The sequence below is a fragment of the Desulfovibrio sp. TomC genome, from assembly GCF_000801335.2.
GTDB lineage: Bacteria > Desulfobacterota > Desulfovibrionia > Desulfovibrionales > Desulfovibrionaceae > Solidesulfovibrio.
In genome coordinates, this window is the sequence record NZ_JSEH01000020.1 from 38,009 (window position 1) to 60,783 (window position 22,775).

Annotated in this window: 18 protein-coding genes and 1 tRNA gene; 5 read left to right on the forward strand and 14 right to left on the reverse strand. The window is 63.0% G+C overall.

Going from position 1 to position 22,775, the window contains the following annotated elements:
• Window positions 1–48: 48 nt before the first annotated feature.
• On the forward strand, window positions 49–1,824 hold the full coding sequence (locus NY78_RS17125; protein WP_043638610.1) for a methyl-accepting chemotaxis protein: 1,776 nt from the start codon (window positions 49–51) through the stop codon (window positions 1,822–1,824).
• Window positions 1,825–1,887: 63 nt separating this feature from the next.
• Here NY78_RS17125 and NY78_RS17130 read toward each other — a convergent pair whose 3' ends face one another.
• The 7 genes from NY78_RS17130 to NY78_RS17160 form a co-directional block, all read right to left on the reverse strand.
• On the reverse strand, window positions 1,888–4,221 hold the full coding sequence (locus NY78_RS17130) for a bacteriohemerythrin (RefSeq protein WP_043638612.1): 2,334 nt from the start codon (window positions 4,219–4,221) through the stop codon (window positions 1,888–1,890).
• A gap of 103 nt (window positions 4,222–4,324) precedes the next feature.
• A complete protein-coding gene (locus tag NY78_RS17135; protein WP_043638613.1) occupies window positions 4,325–5,110 on the reverse strand; it encodes an amidohydrolase family protein in 786 nt (261 codons plus the stop codon).
• Between the two features lie 30 nt (window positions 5,111–5,140).
• The gene (locus NY78_RS17140; RefSeq protein WP_043638616.1) at window positions 5,141–5,575 is read right to left on the reverse strand and encodes an acyl-CoA thioesterase; all 435 of its coding nucleotides are present in this window, start codon (window positions 5,573–5,575) and stop codon (window positions 5,141–5,143) included.
• Window positions 5,576–5,582: 7 nt separating this feature from the next.
• On the reverse strand, window positions 5,583–6,791 hold the full coding sequence (locus NY78_RS17145) for a cofactor-independent phosphoglycerate mutase (protein WP_043638618.1): 1,209 nt from the start codon (window positions 6,789–6,791) through the stop codon (window positions 5,583–5,585).
• Between the two features lie 101 nt (window positions 6,792–6,892).
• Window positions 6,893–7,513: a DJ-1/PfpI family protein gene (locus NY78_RS17150; RefSeq protein ID WP_043638621.1), complete on the reverse strand. Its 621-nt coding sequence runs from the start codon at window positions 7,511–7,513 to the stop codon at window positions 6,893–6,895.
• A gap of 160 nt (window positions 7,514–7,673) precedes the next feature.
• The gene (locus tag NY78_RS17155) at window positions 7,674–8,975 is read right to left on the reverse strand and encodes a homoserine dehydrogenase (protein WP_043638624.1); all 1,302 of its coding nucleotides are present in this window, start codon (window positions 8,973–8,975) and stop codon (window positions 7,674–7,676) included.
• A complete protein-coding gene (locus tag NY78_RS17160) occupies window positions 8,972–10,144 on the reverse strand; it encodes an aminotransferase class I/II-fold pyridoxal phosphate-dependent enzyme (RefSeq protein ID WP_043638626.1) in 1,173 nt (390 codons plus the stop codon). Before NY78_RS17160 ends, NY78_RS17155 begins: the two co-directional genes overlap by 4 nt.
• 154 nt (window positions 10,145–10,298) lie before the next feature.
• On the opposite strand from NY78_RS17160, the gene NY78_RS17165 reads away from it, so the two are divergent.
• Window positions 10,299–10,392: transfer RNA gene (locus NY78_RS17165), tRNA-Ser, on the forward strand.
• Between the two features lie 142 nt (window positions 10,393–10,534).
• On the opposite strand, the gene NY78_RS17170 is transcribed toward NY78_RS17165, so the two are convergent.
• The gene (locus NY78_RS17170) at window positions 10,535–13,288 is read right to left on the reverse strand and encodes a hypothetical protein (RefSeq protein WP_043638629.1); all 2,754 of its coding nucleotides are present in this window, start codon (window positions 13,286–13,288) and stop codon (window positions 10,535–10,537) included.
• A gap of 857 nt (window positions 13,289–14,145) precedes the next feature.
• On the opposite strand from NY78_RS17170, the gene NY78_RS17175 reads away from it, so the two are divergent.
• Window positions 14,146–16,350, forward strand: a complete 2,205-nt coding sequence (locus NY78_RS17175; RefSeq protein WP_043638631.1) for a toxin-antitoxin system YwqK family antitoxin — start codon at window positions 14,146–14,148, stop codon at window positions 16,348–16,350.
• A 423-nt stretch (window positions 16,351–16,773) separates the two neighbouring features.
• Complete coding sequence (locus NY78_RS17180; protein ID WP_047960261.1) at window positions 16,774–17,469, forward strand: N-acyl homoserine lactonase family protein; 696 nt, start codon at window positions 16,774–16,776, stop codon at window positions 17,467–17,469.
• Window positions 17,470–17,501: 32 nt separating this feature from the next.
• Here the strand turns inward: NY78_RS17180 and NY78_RS17185 are convergent, their stop codons facing one another.
• From NY78_RS17185 to NY78_RS23220, 3 genes are all read right to left on the reverse strand, one after another.
• Window positions 17,502–18,827, reverse strand: a complete 1,326-nt coding sequence (locus NY78_RS17185; RefSeq protein ID WP_043638635.1) for a HAMP domain-containing sensor histidine kinase — start codon at window positions 18,825–18,827, stop codon at window positions 17,502–17,504.
• Window positions 18,820–19,527 carry a response regulator gene (locus NY78_RS17190; RefSeq protein ID WP_043638637.1) on the reverse strand — a complete coding sequence of 236 codons (708 nt, stop codon included), beginning with the start codon at window positions 19,525–19,527 and terminating at the stop codon, window positions 18,820–18,822. Before NY78_RS17190 ends, NY78_RS17185 begins: the two co-directional genes overlap by 8 nt.
• Window positions 19,528–19,613: 86 nt before the next feature.
• Window positions 19,614–20,069: a hypothetical protein gene (locus NY78_RS23220; protein WP_053062256.1), complete on the reverse strand. Its 456-nt coding sequence runs from the start codon at window positions 20,067–20,069 to the stop codon at window positions 19,614–19,616.
• Window positions 20,070–20,297: 228 nt separating this feature from the next.
• Here NY78_RS23220 and NY78_RS17200 point away from each other — a divergent pair, with 228 nt between their 5' ends.
• Entirely contained in the window at window positions 20,298–20,675 is a 378-nt protein-coding gene (locus NY78_RS17200) for a hypothetical protein (protein WP_043638640.1), read from the forward strand.
• A gap of 301 nt (window positions 20,676–20,976) precedes the next feature.
• Here NY78_RS17200 and queC read toward each other — a convergent pair whose 3' ends face one another.
• The 3 genes from queC to NY78_RS17215 are packed head-to-tail and all read right to left on the reverse strand — an operon-like array spanning window position 20,977 to window position 22,698.
• Entirely contained in the window at window positions 20,977–21,684 is a 708-nt protein-coding gene (gene queC / locus NY78_RS17205; protein WP_043638642.1) for a 7-cyano-7-deazaguanine synthase QueC, read from the reverse strand.
• Between the two features lie 10 nt (window positions 21,685–21,694).
• Window positions 21,695–22,327 carry a 7-carboxy-7-deazaguanine synthase QueE gene (locus NY78_RS17210; RefSeq protein WP_043638645.1) on the reverse strand — a complete coding sequence of 211 codons (633 nt, stop codon included), beginning with the start codon at window positions 22,325–22,327 and terminating at the stop codon, window positions 21,695–21,697.
• Complete coding sequence (locus NY78_RS17215; protein WP_043638647.1) at window positions 22,321–22,698, reverse strand: 6-pyruvoyl trahydropterin synthase family protein; 378 nt, start codon at window positions 22,696–22,698, stop codon at window positions 22,321–22,323. Before NY78_RS17215 ends, NY78_RS17210 begins: the two co-directional genes overlap by 7 nt.
• Between the last annotated feature and the right edge of the window lie 77 nt (window positions 22,699–22,775).

A 22,775-nucleotide genomic window follows, 5' to 3' on the forward strand; every position in this document is an offset into this window, starting at 1 on the left:
CCTGCGGGCCGTATCTGCCGCAACTCCTAACCGACAAAGGCGGTTTCCATGAAGCTCTCCATTTCGGCGCGCCTTGTTCTCGGCTTTGGCCTCGTGCTCGCGGCCATGACCACCGGGGCGTTAGTCATGACCTTTTCCCTGGATGCCGTAAAGGATCGCGCCCTGACTCTCCGTACCCAAAACCTGCCCCTGGCCGACGAAGCGGCCCATATGCAATTTACAGCCGTCAACGTGCAGCAATTGTTCACAGACGTCGCTGCTACAGGCCATGAGGACGGCTTCGCCGATGCCGAAAAGGAGGCCAAGGCCTTCCGCGCCGGCGTGACCAAATTCCAGGATCTGGCCGCCCGTAGCGGCAACGCGGCTTTGCATCAGCAACTTGCGGCCGTCGCTCGGGATTTTGAAGCCATGTACGAGGCCGGCAAGCTCATGGCCAGGGTGTACGTCAAGGACGGCCGGGAAGCGGGCAATGCGGCAATGGCCGATTTTGACGCCCGGACCGAGGCCTTGTCGGCCAGCATTGAGCCGCTCAAGGCCGCCCAGTTCAAGGAAACCGATACCCAGGTAACAGCCGTGGTGGACGCCCTGGCCTCGAACCTCCGCCTGCAATACGGTCTGGTGGGCCTTTCCCTGGCCATCTGCATCCTCTCGGCCTGGCTGGTTTCCCGCAGCATCCGTCGGCAACTCGGGGCCGAGCCCTGGCAGGTGGCGGCCGTGGCCCAGGATGTGGCGGCCGGACGCTTTGATGCGGTGCAAAAAACTTGCGCAGCCATCGGCTGCGACACCGGCGTGATGGCCGACATGGCCGCCATGTCGGAAACGTTGCGCGAGTCCTTTGCCTCCGTCGAAACCCAGAAGGCAGCGGCCGAAGCCAAAACCGAGGAGGCTGAGGGCCATCGCCGCCGGGCCGAAGAAGCCATGGGACAGGCCGAGCAGGCCCGTCTGGCCGGCATGGCCGAAGCGGCCGACCGCCTGGAGGACCTGGCCGACGCCGTGGCCCGGGCCGGCAATGCCCTGACCGACCGCGTGGCCCAGGTCAACCGCGGCACTACCCGCCAGCATGAACGCACCACCGACACGGCCACGGCCATGGAGGAAATGAACGCCACCGTGGCTGAAGTGGCCCAAAACGCCGAACGCGCCTCCGAAAGCGCCCAGGCGGCCCGGGAAGGCGCGCGGGAAGGACTGGCCGCAACCGACGAGGTGGCCCGTTCCATTGACCGGGTGCGCCAACTCTCGGCCGGCCTGAAAACCAGCCTCGACGCCCTGGGCGAACGGGCCAAAGGCATCTCCAGCATTCTTGGGGTCATTTCCGATATTGCCGACCAGACCAACCTGCTGGCCTTAAATGCCGCCATCGAGGCGGCCCGGGCCGGGGATGCCGGCCGCGGGTTCGCCGTGGTGGCCGACGAGGTGCGCAAACTGGCCGAAAAGACCATGCAGGCCACGAGTGAGGTGGCCTCGGTGGTTTCGGCCATTGACAACGGCGTGCGCGACAACATGGCCGGCATGGACGCGGCGGGAACGGCCGTGGCCGACACCACCCGGCTGGCTGAAAATGCCGGCCAGTCCCTGCGCCACATTGTGACCATGGCCGAGACAACCACCGAAGAGGTGCGTTCCATTGCCTCTGCCTCGCAGCAGCAGGCCACGGCCTCGGAAGAGATCAACCGCGCCCTGGCCGACATCAGCCTCATCGCCGAGGAGACCGCCCAGGGCATGACCGAAGCCGGGACGGAACTGGAGCGCCTGTCGGAGTCGGCCTCGCAACTGGCCGCGCTCATTGACGGGTTGCGCCAGGAATCCGCCGCTCTGCCCCGCTGATCGTCAGGCATGAAAAAGCCCGGACCGCCATGGCGATCCGGGCTTTTCTTGTTTTACGGGAAGCTAGTTGACGCCGCGTTCGAGGAAGAACGGCGCATATTTCTGGTCCGTGCCCTTGATATGGCCGACCAGCCAGTTCTTGAGAAAGTTCATGATCTCGGTGGTGACTGCCGCCCGGTTTTCCCGGAAGTCGTTGCCAAAGGCAATGACTTTGTCCACGAAGGTCGTGTGCTCTTTGCGGTGGTTGAGATACCCCGGATATTTGTACTTCTCCATGAGCTTTTCCTCGTAGCCGAAGTGTTCCACCGTGTAATTTCCCAGCTCCTCGATGATGGCCTGCAACTGGGCTTTGCCCTTGCCCGTGCGCATGGCCTCGTGGAGATCGCAAATCATGCGCACCAGGACCTGATGCTGGCGGTCGACCTCACTTAAGCCTGTGGCCAGGGACTCGTCCCATTGGAGCAGCGCCACGCCGGAGCCGGCGGGCTTGGCGGCCGAAGCGGCGCGCGATTTGGCCGAGGGAGCCGGACGGGCAGCGGCAAGCGGACGTGCCGGCGGCAAGGCCTTGGCCGTCGTCGATCGGGACGCTGCCAGGGCCTTGACCGGGGTCGGCCGGGCAGCGGGCAGCGCCTTGGCTACGGCAGTCGAACGCGACCGGGAGACGGCCAGGGACCGGACCGGGGCCGAGGCATCGCCGGTCATCTGGCGGATGACGGCGTCGAGTTCGCTTGACAGTTCGGTCATGGCGGCCAGGGCCTCAGCGGCGACGCCTGTGCCTTCGGCTGTTTCCCCGGCGATGGCGTTAACCTCCTCCACGGCCCGGTTGATTTCCTCGGAAGTGGCGGACTGTTCCTCGGAAGCCGTGGCAATGGACTCCACCTGGGTGGACGTGGCCTCAACGATGCCGACGATTTCATCCATGAAACGTCCGGAATCGGCAGCCGCCCGGGTACTCTCTTCGATGCCGGTGGCGGCGGATTCGACAGCGGCGATATTTTCCCGGGCCTGTCCCTGGATGGAAACAACGGCATCGCCAACCTCTTTGGTGGCGGTCATGGTCTTTTCGGCCAGCTTGCGCACCTCGTCGGCCACCACGGCGAACCCGCGGCCGGCATCCCCGGCCCGGGCCGCCTCGATGGCGGCATTTAAGGCCAGCAGGTTGGTCTGATCGGCAATGTCGGAAATGACGTTCATGATATGCCCGATGCTGTCGGCCTGCTGGCCAAGCCGGGTCATGGACTCCTTGAGTTCCAGGATGCGCTGGCGGATGGATTCGATGGACTCAACGGCCGAGCGGACCCCGCGTGCGCCGATGACGGCCTTGTCTTTGGCCTCGACGGCGCTGGAGGCGGCGCTGGAGGCGTTTCGAGCCACTTCGAGCACCGTGGCGTTCATCTCTTCCATGGCGGTCGCCGTGTCCATCATGCGGTCGCGCTGCTGCTGCGCCCCCTGGCCCACGTGCTCGATCTGGCCCAGCAGACCGGCCGACTGTTCCATGACGCTGTCGGAAATGGCCCGGGCCTTGTCAGCCCCCTCATTGAGGCGGGCCAACAGCTCGGCCGTGCGGTTCTCCTGTTCCCTGGCCTCGGCCAGGGCACGATCGGCATCGGCGGCATGGCGTTCGGCCTCAAGACTTTTTTCGCCCACCTCGGCCACTTTGGCCTCAAGCGAGGCCACCATGCGGGCCAGGGCCTCGCGCAGGACGAGCAGTTCCGGCGGATAGGCGCCGGCAGCCACGGCCTTGAGATTGCCGCCGGCCACAGCGTCGGCATAGGCCTGGAGCCGGGACAACGGCTGCCGCAAGGTGCGGCCAAGCATGAAAAGCACCCCAAAAAAGACCAAAACGCAAAGGACCATCCCGCCAGCCTGGATGGTCATGAGCGTGGCCACGGCGTCTTCGGTTTCGGCCTGCAACCGGGCCACGGCCTTGTCCTGAGCCGTCACCAGGGCTTCGGAAGCGGCGACGAGGCGATCCGCCGAACTCCCGTCGCCCTTGGCCAAAATGGTTTCGACCTCTGTTTCAAAGGGCTTGGCCAACCGGCCCGCCTCATCCAGCAGCGTTCCAACCTCCCGGCTGGGGGGCTCAATGGTAAACGTCTTGCCGCTGGTATAGGCGCCGCCTTTGGCCAAAAGCGTCTGGGTGGCGGTAAATGCCGAAAGGGTCTTGCGAATGTCCGACGCCAGGGTTTCAGCAGCGGCCCCGCCCTTGGCCTGGTGGGCATAGGCCAGGACATTCTTGGCGATTTTTTGCACCTGCATCCGCTGCCGGCCGGCCAGGTTGATCACCAGCCCGTCCGTTTTCTGCTGGCTGGTAATGGACCAGGTGGCCCCGAACATCAGGAGAACAACGAGAAAAAGGATACCAAGCGAACCGAGTATCTGGGCACGAATGCTCATCTGGATGTCTCCTTGGCCCTGGTGCGGCACTGCAAACAACAGGCGTTCGCCAGGGTCCTTTTCTTCGAGCACGAGGCCACGGCCAAGTCAATGGTCATTTTAGTTACCGAAATAATGATGTTCCGGTCGAAAGAATCTGCTCCAGTTCGGCATCGCGCAGGGATAGCCGCCTGCGCAGGCGCACGATCTCATCGCCGGGATCGAACAGCGGGTAATCACTGCCAAAAAGGATGCGGTCCCGGGGATGGCCGTCGAAAATGCGCTGCAAGGTATCGTCGTCGATGAAAGCCAGAGTACTGGAGGTATCAATATAGACATTTTTTCCGACAAGGTGCTCCACAGCATACTGCCAGTGGAGATACCCGCCCATATGGGCCGCGATGACGGTGAGATCTGGAAAATCCCGCACAATGGCCGCCACCTTGGCCGGGCAGGAGTTATTTTCCTCGGGCGGCAGGCGGTCGCCGACATGGAGCATGACGACGAAACGACCGGACAGGGCATCGAAAATCGGCCACAGCTTGCGGTCATCCAGGCGAAACCCCTGAAAATCGGCGTGAAACTTGATGCCCTTGATGCCGTTTCGCCACAACCGGTCGAGTTCCCGCTCGAAATCGGGATAGTCCGGATGCAGCGTCCCAAAGCTCAATATTGCAGCGTGTTCCCGGTTGATGCCAATGGCCCAGTTGTTGGCCGGCACCACTTGCGCCGGAGCTGTGGCTGCGTTGTGGACCACCACCCGGTCCAGGCCGGCCCGCTTGGCCCGGGCCAGCAGATCGTCAATCTGACCGGTGCCGACCGGGGCAATGCCGTAATGGTTCTCAAGCTGGGCCAGGACCTTGTCCGCGATTTTCGGATGATAGGCGTGCGTATGGATATCTATGAACATAGGAGATTCTGCAAGGAAAGGGAGGAAGGGTTAGGCGGAGAAGAGGCCGCGCAGCCAATCCGGAACGGCCATGGGCCGTCCGTCGGTGGACGTGCAGGCATGCACGGTCTCGCCGGCCGCCAGGAGCGTTGCTGCCTCCGGCGGGCCAAAGACCTGATAAACGAAGGTAACCGAAGCCCGGCCCCAGGCGGCAACAGCCGCCCGGACCGTGATGTCCTCGTCGTAGCGGGCCGGCCGCACGTAACGAACGGCCATGTCGCGCACCGGCAGCCAGACGCCGCGTGCTTCCACCTCGGCGTAGCTCATGCCGCGTTCACGGATAAACCGTCCCCTGGCCTGTTCGAACCAGTGGGGATAATGGCCGTAATAGGCATAGCCCATGCGGTCGGTCTCGCCGTAGGACACGGTGAGCCGAAGCCTTGTGTCGGGGGTTGGAAAGTCCTCGGGTTTGAGGATGACGGCCACGGCGGTCTCAGCCCCTGGCCCAGGCCGTCGCCTGGGGCAACAGCGTATGCCCGGGTTCGACGAGCAGGCCCGTTTTCGCGGCTTCCCGTTCGCTAAAGGCCGTAGCCCCGTTGGCGGCGATGCCCTGCTTCCAGAACACAAACGGCACCGGGTCGCTGGTGTGGGTGCGAATGGCAATGGGCGTCGGGTGGTCGCAGGCGATGACAAAGGCGGCTTGATCCCCCAGGGCCTCGAGCATGGGGACCACCACCCGGGCATCGAACCGGGCAATGGCCTCGGTCTTGGCCGCTGCGTCGCCGCCATGGCCGCACTCGTCCGGGGCCTCGACATGGACGAACACGAAGTCCCCTCTTTCCAGATAGGCCAAGGCGGCTGCGACCTTGCCCTCGTAGTTGGTATCAAGGAGTCCCGTGGCTCCGGGCACCTCCAGGACGTCCATGCCGGCCGCCCGGCCCAGACCCTTGACCAGATCCACCGCCGAGACCACGGCCCCGCGAAGCCCGAAGGCGGCGGCAAAATCCGGCAATGCGAGCGCCCGGCCCTGGCCCCAGGGCCACACGGCATTGGCCTTGCTGCCATTGCCGTTCCCAGCCAGAAGACGTGCGGCGCAAGTGACGAATTCCCACAAGGCCGGCACGTTTTGCAACGCTGCGATATCCGGGGCAATCCCCTGGTCAGTGATATCATGGGGCGGGCGCACAAAAACCGTGGCTTCCTCCCGTCCCGCCGCACCCTTGGCCACCAGCAGATGGCGGTACTGCACCCCGGGATGGAGTTCGTACCCGGCCGGCAGGCAGGACTCGGCAAGCTTGTTGACCAACCCGGTGGAAACAGCCGTGTCAATATGCCCGGCACTGTAATCGCGCATGAGCCCAGACTCGGCAAATTCGCTCACCGTCACGGTGTTGAGCCGAAAGACCACATCGTCGGCCGACAGAGCCAAACCCAACGCCGCCGCCTCAATGGGACCGCGCCCGGTATGGTGGCTGGCCGGATCAAAGCCCAAAAGCGACATGTTGGCCACATCCGACCCGGGAGCCATACCGGTTGGCACGGTGCGGCAAAGGCCGACCCGCCCCGATCGGGCCAACCGGTCCATGGCCGGCGTATGAGCGGCCTCCATGGGCGTGCGCCCGCCCAAGGCGGAAATCGGCAGGTCGCCCATGCCGTCGGCGATGAGGAAGACGAGCTTGGGGGAGGTAGAGGAGATGGACATGCGGGGAGGTGCCTCCGGCGGCCAGAGAGAACCTTTTTGAAAAAAAGTTTCTCTCTGGACTCTCTTCAAAAACTTTTAACGGGCTTGACCGCGCAAACAGGTCAATAACGCCGCCGATTGTCAGTACGATACGGATATTCCATGTGTCGGGCCGTGGCCTGGGCGACGGCCTGGCCGTAATACTGCGCAACGATCCGAAAGGCCAGATCAATGCCGGCAGAAATGCCGGCCGACGTCAGGATGCGGCCGTCCGTGACCACATGGGAGTCGTCGTCGACCGTAATGGCCGGGAACAGGTCGCGCATCCATTGCAGGGAGGCAAAGTGGGTGGTGGCGCGTTTTCCGTCGAGCAGTCCGGCCTTGCCCAGCAGCATGGAGCCGGTGCACACCCCGGCCAGGGTCTCCACCCGGCTGCCGACGGTTCGCAGCCAATCAATGAGCGGCGCATTGTTGATGTGCGTCCGCACCCCCAGGCCGCCAGGGACGAGGAGCACGTCGGGCAACGGACAATCGGCAAGAAGCGTATCCGGCAAAAAACGCGGTCCGTTGGCGCAGACCACCGGCTCCAGCGTCTCGGCCGCCAGCACGATCTCAAAGGGCGACGGGTCTTCCCGACGACGGGCTGCATCCAGACGGCAAGCGGACAGGACTTCGTAGGGACCACAGAAATCGAGCAGTTCCACGCCTGGGAAAATGAGGATCGCTACTTTTTTTCGAACCATGTCGGCCCCTGCCCCGAATCTGGGAATTGTCGCCAAACCAGACGAGCCGTAAGCGTCACTCCGGCCTGTTGCGCCCTATGGCTTGCGAGGCGTCCGGATCAAGAGAAAAAGCCCGCGCCGGCTGGGACCGGGTCCGGCCGACGCGGGATGTCATGAGCCGCTACAACACCCGGAAATGGACGGTGCCGGGTTTGATAAAAGCCATGGCGCCGGTGTCGGTCAACACGCCGGTGATGGCCCGGTTGGCGGCCTCGTGGGTCAAAAACACGATGGACACATAGCCGTCCTCGGGCTCGCCCTTCTGCACGGCCTGGCGGATGGACACGCCGTGCTCGCCCATGGACTTGGAGATGGCGGCCATGACCCCGGGCTGATCCTTGACCGTGAAATGGATATAATGCGGGCTGATGAAATCATCGGGATCGACCAGCTCGGCCTCGGGCAACGGTTCGGTGCGAAAGCCGGTGTTGTTGGGGATCATGCCTTCCCGGGCCAGGGCCAGGACATCGGCCAGGACGGCGCTGGCCGTGGGCAGATCGCCGGCCCCCTTGCCGTGGAGCATGATGGGGCCGGAGGCGTCGCCCTCGACGCGCACGGCATTAAAGGCCCCCTTGACGCTGGCCAGCAGGAATTCCTCGTGGACGAGCATGGGCCACACCCCTGCGGCCAGACGGCCGTCCAGGTCACGGACCTGCCCGATGAGCTTTATGGCATAGCCGAACTCACGGGCAAAACGGATGTCTTCGGGCGTAACGGCGGTGATGCCTTCGACCGGCAGCTTGTCCAGGGGCAAATTGCGGCCGTAGGCCAGCCGAATGAGCACAATGAGCTTATGCGCCGCGTCGTAGCCCTGAATGTCCAGGGTCGGATCAGCCTCGGCATAGCCCAGATCCTGGGCCTTTTTGAGCGCCGCGGCAAAGGGCAGGCCCTTCTCGCTCATGCTGGATAAAATGTAGTTGGCCGTACCGTTTAGGATGCCGATGATGCTTTTGATGCGGTTGCCGGCCAAAGACGACTTGAGCGTCTCGACAATGGGCACGGCTCCGGCGCAACTGGCTTCGTAATACAGCCCCAGGCCCTTGGCCGCGGCCAGGGCGAAAAGCTCGGGACCACGCTTGGCCAACAGCGCCTTGTTGGCCGTGACCACATGCTTGCCGGCCGAGAGCGCTTTGTGGATGAGCGCAAAGGCCGCATCAATGCCGCCCATGAGTTCGACCACGATGTCGATGTCCGGGTCGGTGACCAGGGCCTCGGCATCGGTGGTAAGGACGACCTCGGGACCAAGGGTCACGGCCCGGGGCTTGGCCAGGTCGCGCACGAGCACCGTTTTGACGGCGACCCCACGGCCGAGCCGGGCGCTGATCCACTCGGCGTTTTGCTGCAACACGGCCACGAGGCCGGACCCGACAGTCCCGAGTCCGGCCAGTCCAATACGAACGGGGGCGACAAGTGCTTCGTTCATCCGGACAACGCCTTTTTTATGCCGCGAACGGCCTGATTGATGCGGTGACGGTTTTCCACCAGGGCAAAGCGGACGTAGTTGTCGCCGAAGTGCCCGAATCCAAGTCCCGGCGACACGGCCACGCCGCCCTCACGCAACAGGAGCTTGGAGAATTCCACGGATTTGAGATGCTCAAACGGCTCCGGGATTTTGGCCCACACGAACATGGTGGACTTGGGCGCGGGCACGTCCCAGCCGGCCCGGGCCAAGCCCTCAATGAGCGTGTCGCGGCGTTCCTGGTGCACGTCCATGATCTCGCGCACGCACTCCTGCGGGCCGTTTAAGGCCACGGTGGCGGCAATCTGGATGGGCTGGAAGATGCCGTAATCCAGATAGCTCTTGATGCGGGTCAGGGCGTGGACCATCTCGGGGTTGCCGCAGCAAAACCCGACGCGCCAGCCGGCCATGGAATAGCTTTTGGTGAGCGAGAAGAATTCCACGCCCACATCCTTGGCGCCCTTGGCCTGCAAAAAGCTCGGCGGCCGGTAGCCGTCGAAGCCGAAGTCGGCGTAGGCGAAATCGTGGATGACCATCATGTCGTGTTCTTTGCAGAACTCCACGATGCGCTCAAAAAACGGGACATCCGCCGTCACCGTGGTCGGGTTGTGCGGATAGGAGATAATGAGCAGCTTGGGCTGGGGCCAGGTCTGTTTGGTGGCGGCCAGCAGATCCTCGAAAAAATCCCGGTCGGAGCTGATGGGGATGCGCCGCACGTCGGCACCGGCAATGATGCAGGAGTACGGGTGGATAGGATAGGCCGGGTCGGTGGCGAAGACGACATCGCCCGGGGAAAGCATGACCAGGGCCAGGTGGGCCAGGCCTTCCTTGGCTCCCATGGTGACCACGGCTTCGGTTTCGGGGTCGATGTCGACGTCGAACCGGCGCTTGTACCAGCCGGAAATGGCGTTGCGCAGCCCCTTGATGCCCTTGGATGCGGAATACCGATGGTTGGCGGCCTTTTGGGCGGCCTCGACCAGTTTTTCGACGATATGGGGGGGCGTGGGCAGATCCGGATTGCCCATACCAAGGTCGATGACATCTTCGTTTCGCCGCCGCATCTGCATTTTCAGCTCGTTGACGGTGGCAAAAACGTATGGGGGAAGGCGCTCCATACGCGCAAACTTTTTCATGCCCTGGACTCCTTTTGAGGGGGCTCGTTAAGACGAAAGGTGAACATATGCGCGGGGCCGGCCCCCTGTAAAGAGCGGAAACAGCAGGAGGTGCATGTTGGACCAGCTTTTTTTCTTGACCTCGGGCCAGCAAACCTTTACTTCGCCTTTTTGCGGAGAGGTGGCCGAGCTGGCCGAAGGCGCTCGCCTGCTAAGCGGGTAACGGGAGTAAATCCTGTTCGAGGGTTCGAATCCCTCCCTCTCCGCCAGATATTTTGTTTTTTTGCGAAAAGCCGTCCAGCAATGGGCGGCTTTTCGCTTTTATGACCATGTGATGCGAAAAACGGTGATGCCATCGACCGAGTTGTCGACCGCCGTCCAAGACACAGCCCTCGACCCAGGGCGTTCTTCTTATTCCCGCAGCAACAGCAACGTCCCCGCGCTGGTCGCCATGGTGGCCGGCACGACGGCCGTGGCGTAGCCGCCGTCGCAGGCCGGGCCGGCAGCGCTTTCCATTCCGGCGTCAGACACGGCCGCGATGTGCCAGGATATCGGCCCCGGAGTCGTCAGCGTCCGGGCCAAGGTCAGTTCCCCAGCGGCCTGTTGGGCCACCAGGGCATAGGCCTCTCCGTTTCTGGACTCATAGACCCGCCAGCTGGCGATGCCGGCGGCCCGGGCCGGATCCCATCGCAGATTCCAGATCTTGTTTTCGGCGTCGGCGGCATAGGCCGTAAACCCGGTCGGGGCCGGCGGCGGCGTCGTGGCCGGTACCGTGGCCGTGACTGTTGCGGTGGTCCCTGCGGCCAGATTGAGCCCAAGGGGGGTGACCGTGTAGCTCCGGTTGATGCCCCGGCCGGCGGTGGCATCCACGAAGGGCGGGTCGCGCAGGATGAGGTCGTCCATGCCGCCCCGGCTTATACGGTAGACCCGGGCTCCGGCCGGTGGTGTCCAGTTGAGGGTGATCGCCTCATAGCTTGTGGCGGCAGCCAGATCGGTGATGGGGGCGGGCGCGGCGGCAGCCGGCCCGGCCAGGGAGCCTTGCACGGGCGTTGACAGAGCGGTTTCCGTGCCGTCCACCACGGCACTGACCGCGAAATAGGCTCCGCTGGCCAGTCCCGGTTCGGTCGCGGCATAGAGGGCGTAGACTTGGCCGGCGATGGGTGTCGTGGTCAGGCGTGTGGTGATGGTGTCGGCGGTGTCGCCCTTGTAGACGTGGTAGCCAGAAAGGCCCCGGGTCTGGCCTGGCTGCCAGTGCAGCAGCATGGAAGTCGCTGCGGGCGTTGCCACGAGGCGGCTTGGGGCCTGGGGCGTGCCGGAGGCAAAGAAGGTGGTGGTGACAAATATACGACCGCTGATGGCGTCCATGATGGAAGCCTCGACGGTGTTTGAGCCGTAACTCAGGGCGCTGTCGTAGGGAATGCGCAGGCTGGCGGCTGCCTCCCCCCGAGAAATGAAGGCGTTGACCAGACGGCCGTTGATGCGCACGTCCAGGGTTTCGGGTATAAATTTCGTATCGTAGCCCTTGTAGCTGAAGGTCACGAGCGGCGTACAGGAGGAGGTAAAGCTGCCATCGGCGGGTGTGACAGTGAAGAACGGATAGTCGATGGTGCCTGGATAGGGCAGGTTGGTCACCTGCCCGAAGAAGGAAGTGTGGCTGACCTGGGTGCGTGGGGGCAGAAGTCGGGTCTGCTGGCTGGCGTTGACGGCCCGGCGGGTGCCGATGCGATTTTCCACGGTCATGGAGCCATTACTGTTGATGGCCATGGCCGCGTGGGCCGTGGGGCGCGAACTTGGCCTATTGCCCCGGCTGCCGGCGCGCATGGTCCGGGTTTCGGCGACAATGTCCTCGACGCTCGGGCGCGGAACGAACCTTTGTGCGCCGTCACCGCCTGTGGCCCCATAGACTTTTTCCAGGCCGTATTCGATAATTTCTCCGCCGATTTTCTTGATGGGCCAGCTCGAACCAGGGGCAAAGAAATTGAAAAGCGCGTCTCCCAGGGTGTCCCAGACGTATTCCTTGGCATATTCGCGTGGATTATTGGTGCGTTCCTGGATGAAGTTGGTGAATTTGATGGTCCAGGCGACGTTATGGGTCAGGAGCGCCCCCTGCCCCACCTCGATAATGAGTTCGCCGGCCTGGGACTGGTCGTAGCCCGGTTCCAAGGTCACCTCCCGGATCTGGCCATCGGCAAATTGCACCACAATATGGGGCAGCCAGACGGAATCATACCAGGGCACGGGGGCCATCTTGATCAGGTCGCCCTTGGCCAGGGGCCCGCCGTTTGAAAGCTCCGACCATTCCCCGCTGAGCTGGTTCTTGATCCACACACCCCGATCTGATTCTTCCACCCGGGCAAAAGGCACGGTAACTTGTTGGGATATCGGGGGCGCTCCGCCGCCTTCGGCCGTGACCTTGGTCTTGATTGGACCGGTGTCGAAGGCCGCCAGGGGACAATACAACGTAAAACCGGCATAACTGGCGTAATAGTAGGCTTCGGGAGCCACGGTTTTCGGGTTGATTTCGACCGGCGACTCGGAGGTGAGGGTGTAGTTTTCCGGACCGATGGACACCAGTTCGGCGGTCAGGGCCGTAGCCCGGACATCGCTGACGCACAAGCGGGTGTACTCCAGCCAGGCATAGCGGAACGGGATAATGTTCAGCGTCAGATAGCCCCCGGCAAAGGTCCCCGGTATCTCGAAGCCGCCGGAGTCCCGCAGTTCCAGGCGCACCTCCCAGATCCATGGCCAATGGTTCCAGCCGTCCTGGCCGCCGGTGTACCAGCTCTCGGAGGTGAACTCGCCCTCCTTGAGACCCGGGTTTGCCGTGTAATTGAGGGTAGGGGCGACAGTATACGGAGCCACGTCAAAAAAGGCCGTGCCCTGGACCGAACCGGTATAGACGGCAGTAACGGTGAATTTCTGCTTGCCCTGGGCCTGAAAACGGACCGAGGGCAGGTCGTTTTCCATCTTGTAGGCGATGGCGTCGTTCATGGCCATGTCGCCGTCGGGCTCCATGGTGATGACCAGTTTCCAGTCGTTGTTGACAAAGGGTACGGTCATGCTGTCGGGAAGGGCGCTTGCCGGCCAGACCAGGAGCAGGAGGACGGACAGGGCGGGAAGGAGCAGGAAGGCCGGAAGGTCGCACAGCGTGTTGCGGCCGTTCATGGTATGCCTCCAGGCACCACCGCAGACGCGGGAGGAGGTCCGCCTGGCTGCGGCAACAGGGTTGTTGTCTCGTCTGGACTATATTTGAAAATGTTACGCCGGTGCAAGCTGAAACGTCAAGAGGCGTTTCGCAGTTCCTGTCTGGCGTTGTATCATTTCAAAATGAAATAATATGTCCTTTAAACAGTTTCCATGAAACTGTTTAAAAGACAGACCAGGAGTCTCACTTTCTCTCACGGCAATGTTGCGCCTCATTTCACAGCCGGATTTTATGGCAAATCTGTATTACTGAGAGCGGGTTCTCTAGTCTCTCTTGTCCGATTTTGACGCGTACAGCCAGTGGTTTCGGCAACAATAGGCGGCAATCCCGTCCCCGGTCAGGCCCAGAATGCCCGGCAATGGGAGGGACACTCCTGTCGACGACTACGCTGATACGCCAGAAGCGATGAGCAGTCGCAGAATTGAAAGCCTTCGCGGAAATCAGCAACTTTGTCGGAGAACCGTCCCGACCCTTCAGGCTGCTTTTGCAGGACTGCGACGCACGTAATTATTCCCGCATTTCCCGCATCGTCGACCAACTCTCCATTCGGAAAATTTTTGCCCCCCCGCTAACCCACGCCCCGAACAACGCCTCCGCGTCAGCCACTGTCAGACATATCACTGTGCATCTTTGAACTTACAGGGAAAAATTCAGAGCAATGGACGCACTCGATGGCACTGCAACGCTTTGTCACCGTTTGGTTTCTCCGATGGGGCGGTTTTATCGTCCCCTTGACGCCTATACCTTGGTCAATTATATAATAGTCACGTGTAGAACCTCTCTCGCCCCCTGCCGTTGCCATGTTAAGGAGTGCGTTATGCGCATATCTCCTCTCCATTGTCCCAGGGAAAAAGTCTTCACTGGCTTGGCAACAGTCGTTTTCCTCTGCCTGCCCCTGATCTTGCCCGCCTCCCTTTGGGCAGACACCGACTCGGACATGCTCCTGTTGACCATGGCGTCGCACACTCCCCGAAGAGCCAAGACGAGCAAGGTGCTCGGCCCCCAGGGCGGCACACTTGCCGTCGCGGGGATATCCGTCTCCGTTCCGCCCGGGGCTCTCGGCTCGGACCGCGCTGTCACTCTGCAACAGGTTGATCCTTCCGGCTATTATGGCGCATCCGGCTCCCGAGCCTACAACCTGGAAATGGGAACCGGGGGGCATTGCCTGCCCGTGGCAGTGGCCATCACAGGCGTATCAGGGGGGGATCGGAGCATGGCCGTGGCCCTCGGCGATGTCCTGGATGACGGATCGGGCGTGGCAAGCCGCCCGCTTCCCAGGCTCGTCTCCGGCAACGTGCAAGGCGGAATCCTGCGCGTATCCATTCCTGCGACCGAAACCTGCGAAACTGCGGCCAGCACACGCGGCCTGAAACTCGCCTCCCCCGCCGTGGAATCCTTCAGCCTCGAGTTAGCTCCGGACTGGCTGACCACGCCGCGCGGACAATTCGTTGTCTACCACCCAACAGCGCTGCTGGGTTCGGCACTCGTCGAGGACATCATACGCTACGCTCAGGAGGCCTCAAGGAAGCTCACGGGAATGGGCTTCGAATTCGCGGATACGCTCGACTTCCCCGTCACGATCAACCTTGTCCATGGCCTGGGCGCGCGAGACGGCGAGAGCGGCATCCCCCTGTACGGCAAGGCCTATGGATACCTCAACATCAACCTTGACCGCTGCATTCCTGGAAACATGGACAACGTCAGGGCCACCGTCGGGCACGAATTCTTCCATCTTGTCCAGAACACGTATGATCCACGCTTCAGCATCGCCATCCGCCACCCCTCGGCCACGCCTTTCTTTCTATGGCTGGCCGAGGCCAGTTCCGTATGGTTCGAAGCCGGCATGCTGGACAATTCCGACTACGTTTCGCCCGTGTTCACCCTGAACATTGATACCATGCGCAACGGGCTGGAAACCTACGGCAACGACAGGACCGGGGCGCAAAATCGGGGCTACTGGGCGTCGGGGTTCCAGCGCTACCTGAACAGCCAGCACACCGGCGGGCTGGTGCCCTTGATCTGGAGGAAGGTGCGGGCCCAGGGGGCAACTCCGAATGATTACAGCGACCTGCGCGCGGTGTTCGAAGCGCTCGCCTCCCCCGACAGCGTGGCTCAGGATTGGCGCTGCTACGTCGGCAAATTCATTTCAGGCAGCACCGGCTATCCCGGCTGGCCCCAGCCGGCCAGCAACGCCACCTTGTACCCCGACGGCTCGACCGCAGTCATGACCCAGCCCTCGTTGGAACCCTTCTCGGCCCAAAAAATTTCCATTATTTTCAGAAATGACGTCAGCCAGGACTTCCAAATCAGCGCATTGGCCCAGAGTCCGGTCATTTCCTTTTCCCTGTATCACGGCAAAGCCCAGGCCGGTCCCTTCCAATTCCTGGCGGATCTGGTTCCCGGTTCTCCCCGGACCGTGACGGCCAGCCATGGCGACATCTATCTGGTGGCCGTCGCCAACACCGACACGCAAGCCCCCTACCAGGCACCGGCCCAGGCCACGGTGCTGGTGGGGTCAAGCAGCCATGCGGACTGCGTCTGGTGCCCGGACGTACCAGCCAATGCCATTGTTGATTTAAAGCCAGATCTCAGCTTGATACGATGGACACACCCGACAGCGGGATATTTTATGGCCACCGCTTACTATTACGACCAACAATTACAGCATATACAAAGCGCTATATGCAATTGGGAGAATGGCTACCAACAGGCACAATACGATTACTACGAAGATGGAGCATTAATGATGCGAAGTTATTTTGACCAAGAAGGCAAATATAACGGGCAGAAGATTGGTTACTACCAAAATGGCTACCCCTGGTGGATACACCCGTACGACCATGGTTATCTGGAAGGTCAGCTTCTTGGGTATTGGGATAATGGAAACATACGATACCGATACGACAGATACACCCATGGTGTCATGAGCGGCTACCTGACCACCTACGATGCGGGTGGCGCTTGTTTGTCTCGAGAAAGATGGGTGAATGGTTCACCCCAATACACTGAATCCTGCCCGTGAACCAACCGGTGTGGCCTCCGCTCAAACGACTCCCAATCGTTTCCCGGGTCGCTTTAAATCGGATTTGTTTGCCGCAACATGGACGCCGACCAAGCTCGTTGTCGACCCACTTGTCAATCAAGGTGCCGACCAAGCTGGGCAGAATCGGGTCTTCATGAGATCGCCTCTGTTCAAAAGTCCGCCCCCTCTCCTGCCACCCAACTCTCTTCCCAGGCGCCGGGAAAAGCTCGGGACGCATCCTCTTGTCCTTCCTCGCTTCCTGCTTATCTCTTGAGCCATTGCGGATAAAAAAGAATGCCCGTCTCGCCATTGAACCCAATCGTTCGGGCTACGGCGTCGCCCAGACATGTCCGCCGGAGGTTTCGCGTGGCCACATTCGTGATCCATCCCATTGTCCTTGGCACCAAGGAATTCGACAAGGGCATGATGACCTATCAATTTGACTACGGGACGCCCTACACCATTCCCATTTACGGCTGGTATCTGGAAGGCGGCGGCAAGCGGGTGCTGGTCGATACCGGCGAGATGCGGCCGGTGCAGTCGGCGGCCCGGGAGGCAGCCATTGGCGGGAAGATCCATACCCTGGATTCCGGGCTGGCCCAGTTTGGCCTGACCCCGGCGGACATCGACATCGTGGTGCACACCCATTTGCACAACGACCACTGCGAAAACGACGCCTTGTGCGAAAACGCGGTGTTCTACGCCCACGAGCAGGAACTTAAACACATACGCGACCCGCATCCGCTCGATTTCCGCTACAACGAGGAATACGTCGAAGACGTCCTCGAAGCCGGGCAGATGCAGCCCCTGACCAGCGACACGGAAATTTTGCCCGGTCTTCGGATGGTCCATACCCCGGCCCATACCGAGGGCGGCATGTCGGTCTTCGTGGACACCCCGGCCGGGCAGGCGGTCATCACCGGGTTTTGCGTCATCCGGGAAAACCTCTTCCCGCCCAAGGCCGTAACGGCCCGGGAAATGGAGGTTATCCCGCCCGGCACCTGCGTCAATCCCTACGCCGCCTACGACATCCTGCGCCGCATCAAGTCCGCAGCCGACATCGTCATTCTCCTGCACGAACCGTCGTTCGCCACAGGCGCACCCATCGGGCGCAACTGACCCGCGTCGTGCGCCAACCTGCCCGCGCCGCCTTATTGCCGAGGCGTCGCGGGCGCTTGACGGGGAATGGCCACTGTCACTGTCAAGCCTGCCTCCCGGCCGTTCGTGGCCGCAATGCGGCCGCCGTGGGCGCGCACGATGGCTTGGCACAGGCTCAGTCCCAGGCCGAAGCCGCCGGTATCCCGGGTACGCGAAGCATCCACCCGGTAAAACGGCTCAAAAATATGGGGCAGGGCTTCGGCCGGGATACCCGGACCATGGTCGGCCACAGTCAGCACAACCCATTCCCGCTCCCCAGCCAGGGCCACAGCGATCGGGGCATCGCCTCCCCGCGAATACTTGCAGGCGTTGTCCAGCAGATTGCGCACCACCATGGCCAGTTTTTCACCGTCAGCCATGACCCAGACCGGCTCTCCGGGCAGATCGACCGTGACCCCGGGCAGTGTATCGGCGTACCGGGCGGCAATGACTCCGGTCAGTTCGACCAGATCAACCGGAGCCGCGTGCACTGAGCGGACCTCGTGGCGCAGCCGGGCCGATTCGAGGATGGACACCACCATGACTTCCATGTCGTCCACATCCTCGCGCATGGCCTCGGCCCGCTCCCGGTCCGGCAGCAGTTCCAGGGCGAGTTTGAGGCGGGTGATCGGCGTTCGCAGCTCATGGCCAACGTCGATGAGCAGCCGTTTCTGGGCGCAAAGCGTCGCCCGAAGGGCCGATGTCATCTCATTGAAGGTCCGGCTCAGTTCCAAAAGCCCTCCGCCGCAGGTCTCCGGCACCTGATGGTCGTAAGCGCCGTCGCGAACCGCCGCCGCTCCCTCCGACAACCAGCGCACCGGCCGCAGCAGCCAGCGCATGACGCCGTAGCCGGCCAGGACCACCACCCAGGTCAGGGCCAGGGACAGGACGGCAAACAGACGAAAGGACGCCAATTCGGGCTCGGTGGGAAAGCTGTCAAAGGTGAGCGTGCTCCCGTCGGCAGCGGTCACCACCATGCGCCGGTGGCCGTGGACCACCCCGCCCGAAACGCCGTCGCCAAGAGGCCGCAAGGTGAGGTAGGCCTCGGGAAAATCCCCTGGCCGGCCAACACTCCAGCCCTGCTCCCCGCCAACAGTGACCCGAAGGGGCAGGTCGGCGACCAGGGCCTGCGCCTTGGCCCTGTCCGGCGGACTCCCCACAGCCTCGGCCAGAAACCGGGCATAGCGGGCCATATGCCGGCTGTCGGCGGTGTCGGCCCGGCTGTGGAAACGAATATAGAGCAGCCAGGTGCCGCAGTTGATGACCACCACCATGCACAGCATGACCAGCCCCAGGCGGGTAAAGATCGACTGCAGGTGGCGGCGCAGAAAATCAAGCATGTTCATCCGCCTTGGCAATAAAGACATAGCCCGCGCCGCGCACGGTTTTGATAAAGATGGGGGCCTTGGCGTCGTCGCCGAGCTTCTGGCGCAGCCGGCTCATGGCAATGTCTATCGAGCGGTTGTAAACGTCGCTTTCCAGACCCCGCAAGGCGCGCAACAGCGCATCGCGGTCGAGTACCCGCCCGGCATTGCCGGCCAAGAGGGATAGGGCCTCGAATTCCATGGTGGTCAGCCCCAGGGGAACTTCGTCGAGAAAGGCCTCCCTGGCCCCCCTGTCCACCCGCAGCCGGCCAAAGGACAGACTCTCGCCAACCGACTGCGCCTGGGCCGGCTCGCCCCGGCGCAGCACCGCCTGGATGCGGGCCACCAATTCGCGCGGCTCAAAGGGCTTGGGCACGTAATCGTCGGCCCCGATTTCCAGCCCGGCCACCCGGTCGGCCACGTCGGTGCGGGCGGTCAGCATGATAATGGGCGTTGCCCCGCGCCGGCGGATTTCCCGGCAGGCCTCAAAACCGTCGATGTCGGGTAGCATGAGGTCGAGGATGACCAGGGCCGGGGCAAAGGTCTCCAGGACGTCCAGCCCCTCCCGGGCATGGCCCACGGCTTTGACCTCAAAGCCAAAGGTGGCCAGATACTCGCGCAGGAGATCCTGGAGCCGCCTGTCGTCCTCGATAACCAAAATGCGTTTTGCGCCCATGGCGTCTCCCTAACCGGCCGGCCGTGGATGGTCGGGTTTGCGGCAGACTGTAAAAGCACCAGACATGGTTGTGAACCCTAAAACGGTCACGGCAACGGCGCCTGACGCACCAGTCCCGCGCCCCGGCCCTGGCGTACCAGCCCGGCCAGACGCTGGCGCTGGACCGGGGTCAAAACGGCGTGGAAGGCCAAAAACCGGTCCCGGGCCAGGACATAGGCCCGCTCGGCCAGCCCCCGCTTTGCCGCATACAGATCGTTTAGGGACTCCCGGCCAACCCCGGGGGCGACCATGACCTCGGCCAGGGCGTCGCAGAACACGGCATTGCCGGCGGCCAAGGACGAAACGTCGTTGCGCTGCAAGGCCAGCGAGCAGGCCAGCATATGCCGCTGTTGCCCAGACAATTCCAGCGCACGCCGGGCCTGACGCAACGCTTCCAGGGGGGCAGGCGGCTCGCCCGGTCGCCCGGCCTCGTTCAAAAACAACTGCAAGCTGAGGCCGAAGCCAGCCAGAACCACGATCCACAAAACGACTGTCCAGTACATGGCGCACCTCCGCACGGCAGCGGCCGGGGAAACCGGCCAAGCCTGCCCTGAGGGTCTACCCGGCGGATCGGTTCCTGGCTTTTCCGGCCGGCAACGGTTTGTAACGAAATGTGTCGGCCGGGACGCAACAGTCTGTTACAATCCGTTTCACCCCGGAGAAGCACGACGGAGGCCATGTCGGCATTGTCCGGTCGCGGTCGAACCCGTGGCCGCACAAGGAGACGCATCATGGAACAAACATCCGTCACCCAGGAAATCCTCGACGCCTTCCACCTCATGTGGGATCTGCACCCCGGACCGGTCATGCTGGTGCGGGCCAACCGCGAAATCGTGGCCGTCAATGCCACGGGCAAGGAACTCGGCATCCCAGAGGGCAGCAAGTGCTTCACCCTGGCCGGACGCAACAGCCTGTGCAAAAACTGCAAAGGCAACGCCGCCCTGGCCGACGGCACGGCCAAGCGTTCCGGAACCTACTCTGAAAGCTACGGCGGCTTCGTTGACGGCTACTGGACGCCCCTGGTCGGGGTTCCCGGCCTGTTCCTCCACTACGCCAACAATATTTCCGAATACGTCCGCCCCGAGCTTCTGGTCCCGGCCGCAGACTGACCCCCGAACGCCCTAGAGAAAAGAGCCGGCCCCCGTTTGGGGACCGGCTCTTTTCTCTAGGGCGCGGCAAGGGCCGGCAGACCGACGGGCAGCGGCTGCGCGGGCAGGGTATCGGTCTCCCTGCCCGCCCGGGGGAAGTGCCTCCTTGCGACCGCGCCGGCCACCGTGACGGTTTACTGTCCGGGCGCGGCTGGCCAAGTGTCGCGTTCGCAACAAATCAGTCCGGTTTTTTGCGAAACGTAAAAACGCACCCGAACGAGTTTCGGCAGCGCGTGACAGCCAGGAAGGCTGCAGCGCGCGCTTACAGGCTTGGATGGTAGCGGGTGGGATCGGCCACGCCGGCTTCCTCGAAGCCCTTTTTGCGCAGCAGGCAGCTGTCGCAGCGGCCGCAGGCCAGACCAGCCGGATCAGGATCGTAGCAGGAATGGGTCAGACCGTAGTCCACGCCAAGGCGGGTCCCCAGGCGCACGATGTCGGCCTTGGACAGCCTTAAAAGCGGCGTGTGGATGCGGATATGAAGCCGCCCTTCCACCGCTTCCTTGACGGCCAGATTGGCCATGGCCTCAAAGGCGGCCACGAATTCCGGCCGGCAGTCGGGATAGCCGGAATAGTCCAGGGCGTTGACGCCGATAAAGATGTCGCTGGCCCCCAGGACCTCGGCCCAACCGAGGGCCATGGACAGGAAAATGGTGTTGCGGGCCGGCACGTAGGTGACCGGAATCTCGGACTCCATGGCGGCCGTGTCGCGGTCCTTGGGCACGGCGATGTCGGCGGTCAGGGCCGAACCGCCTATGGCCCCAAGGGGCAGGGGCAGGATCAAATGGGCGTGGGGCGCCATGGCCTTGGCCACGCGCCTGGCCGCCTCGATCTCGACGATGTGGCGCTGCCCGTAGGCAAAGCTCAAGGCGCAGGGCAAAAAGCCCTGCTCCCGGGCCACAGCCAGACAGGTGGTGGAATCAAGGCCCCCGGAAAAAAGGACCACGGCTTTTTTCTGTGCTTGTGCGGTCATGGCCGCTCCCTCAGACGCCCCGGGCATCGGGGCTCCAGATGTATTTGTGCAGTTGCAGGGACAACCGGGCGCGCACCGTGTCGGCCAGCATCCAGGCGGCCAGCCTGGCCGGATCAAGGAGGCCCGGGACGGGCGAGAAATGGACCATGCGCCCGGTCCAGACCCGGGCGGCGATCTCCCGGGCAAAGTCGTAATCGGCCCGGTCGGTCAGGACGAATTTGACCTCGTCGCGGGGGCGCAGCCGGTCCAGGTTGGCGTAATCGTTTCGCCCCTCCATGCCGCTGCCCGGACATTTGACGTCCATGACGGCCACGGCCCGGGCATCGAGTCCTCGGATGTCCAGGCTGCCGTTGGTCTCGACCAGCACGGTCAGTCCGGCGTCGGCCAGGGCGGCCACGAGATGCGGCGTCTCAGGAGCCAGCAGCGGTTCACCGCCGGTAATCTCGACCAGCGGCAGGCCAAGGGCCATCAGCGCAGCCACGGCGTCGGCCACGGCCATGTCGGCAAAGGAGTCGCCGGCATAGCGCGTGTCGCACCAGGAGCAGGCCAGATTACAGCCGGACAGGCGCAGAAAGCCGCACGGCCAGCCGGCAAAGCTCGACTCGCCCTGGATGCTGGCGAAAATTTCGTGGACTTTCAGCATGGGTCGTTACGGTAGGCGGCGGACAGGCCCTTGCTTTCCTCGACCCGCACCTGAAGGACGCGCACCCGGTCGTCGCCCAGACGAGCTTGCAACCGGCCGAAAATCCAGGCCGCCAGGACCTCGGCCGTTGGCGGCGACAGTTCGGGATGGTCGTTTAAGCAGGCGTGGTCCAGGCCGGAAAAGGCTTCGTTCATGGCGGCGCGCACGGCCATGAAATCGGCCACCATGCCGTCGACGAGACAGGTGGCCCCAAGTTCGGCCACGACCTCGAAATTGTGGCCGTGCATGGCGGCGCACGGCCCGGGATGGTTGGGCAGGCGATGGGCGGCGCTAAAGGAACCGGAAACGGCAATGGTGTAAAGCGGGGCCATAGGGGTCTCTCCCTGGTCATTGAACATCGGGGCCGGGAACGGTATGGAGGCGGGGCCTTCGTGTCAAGACAACCACG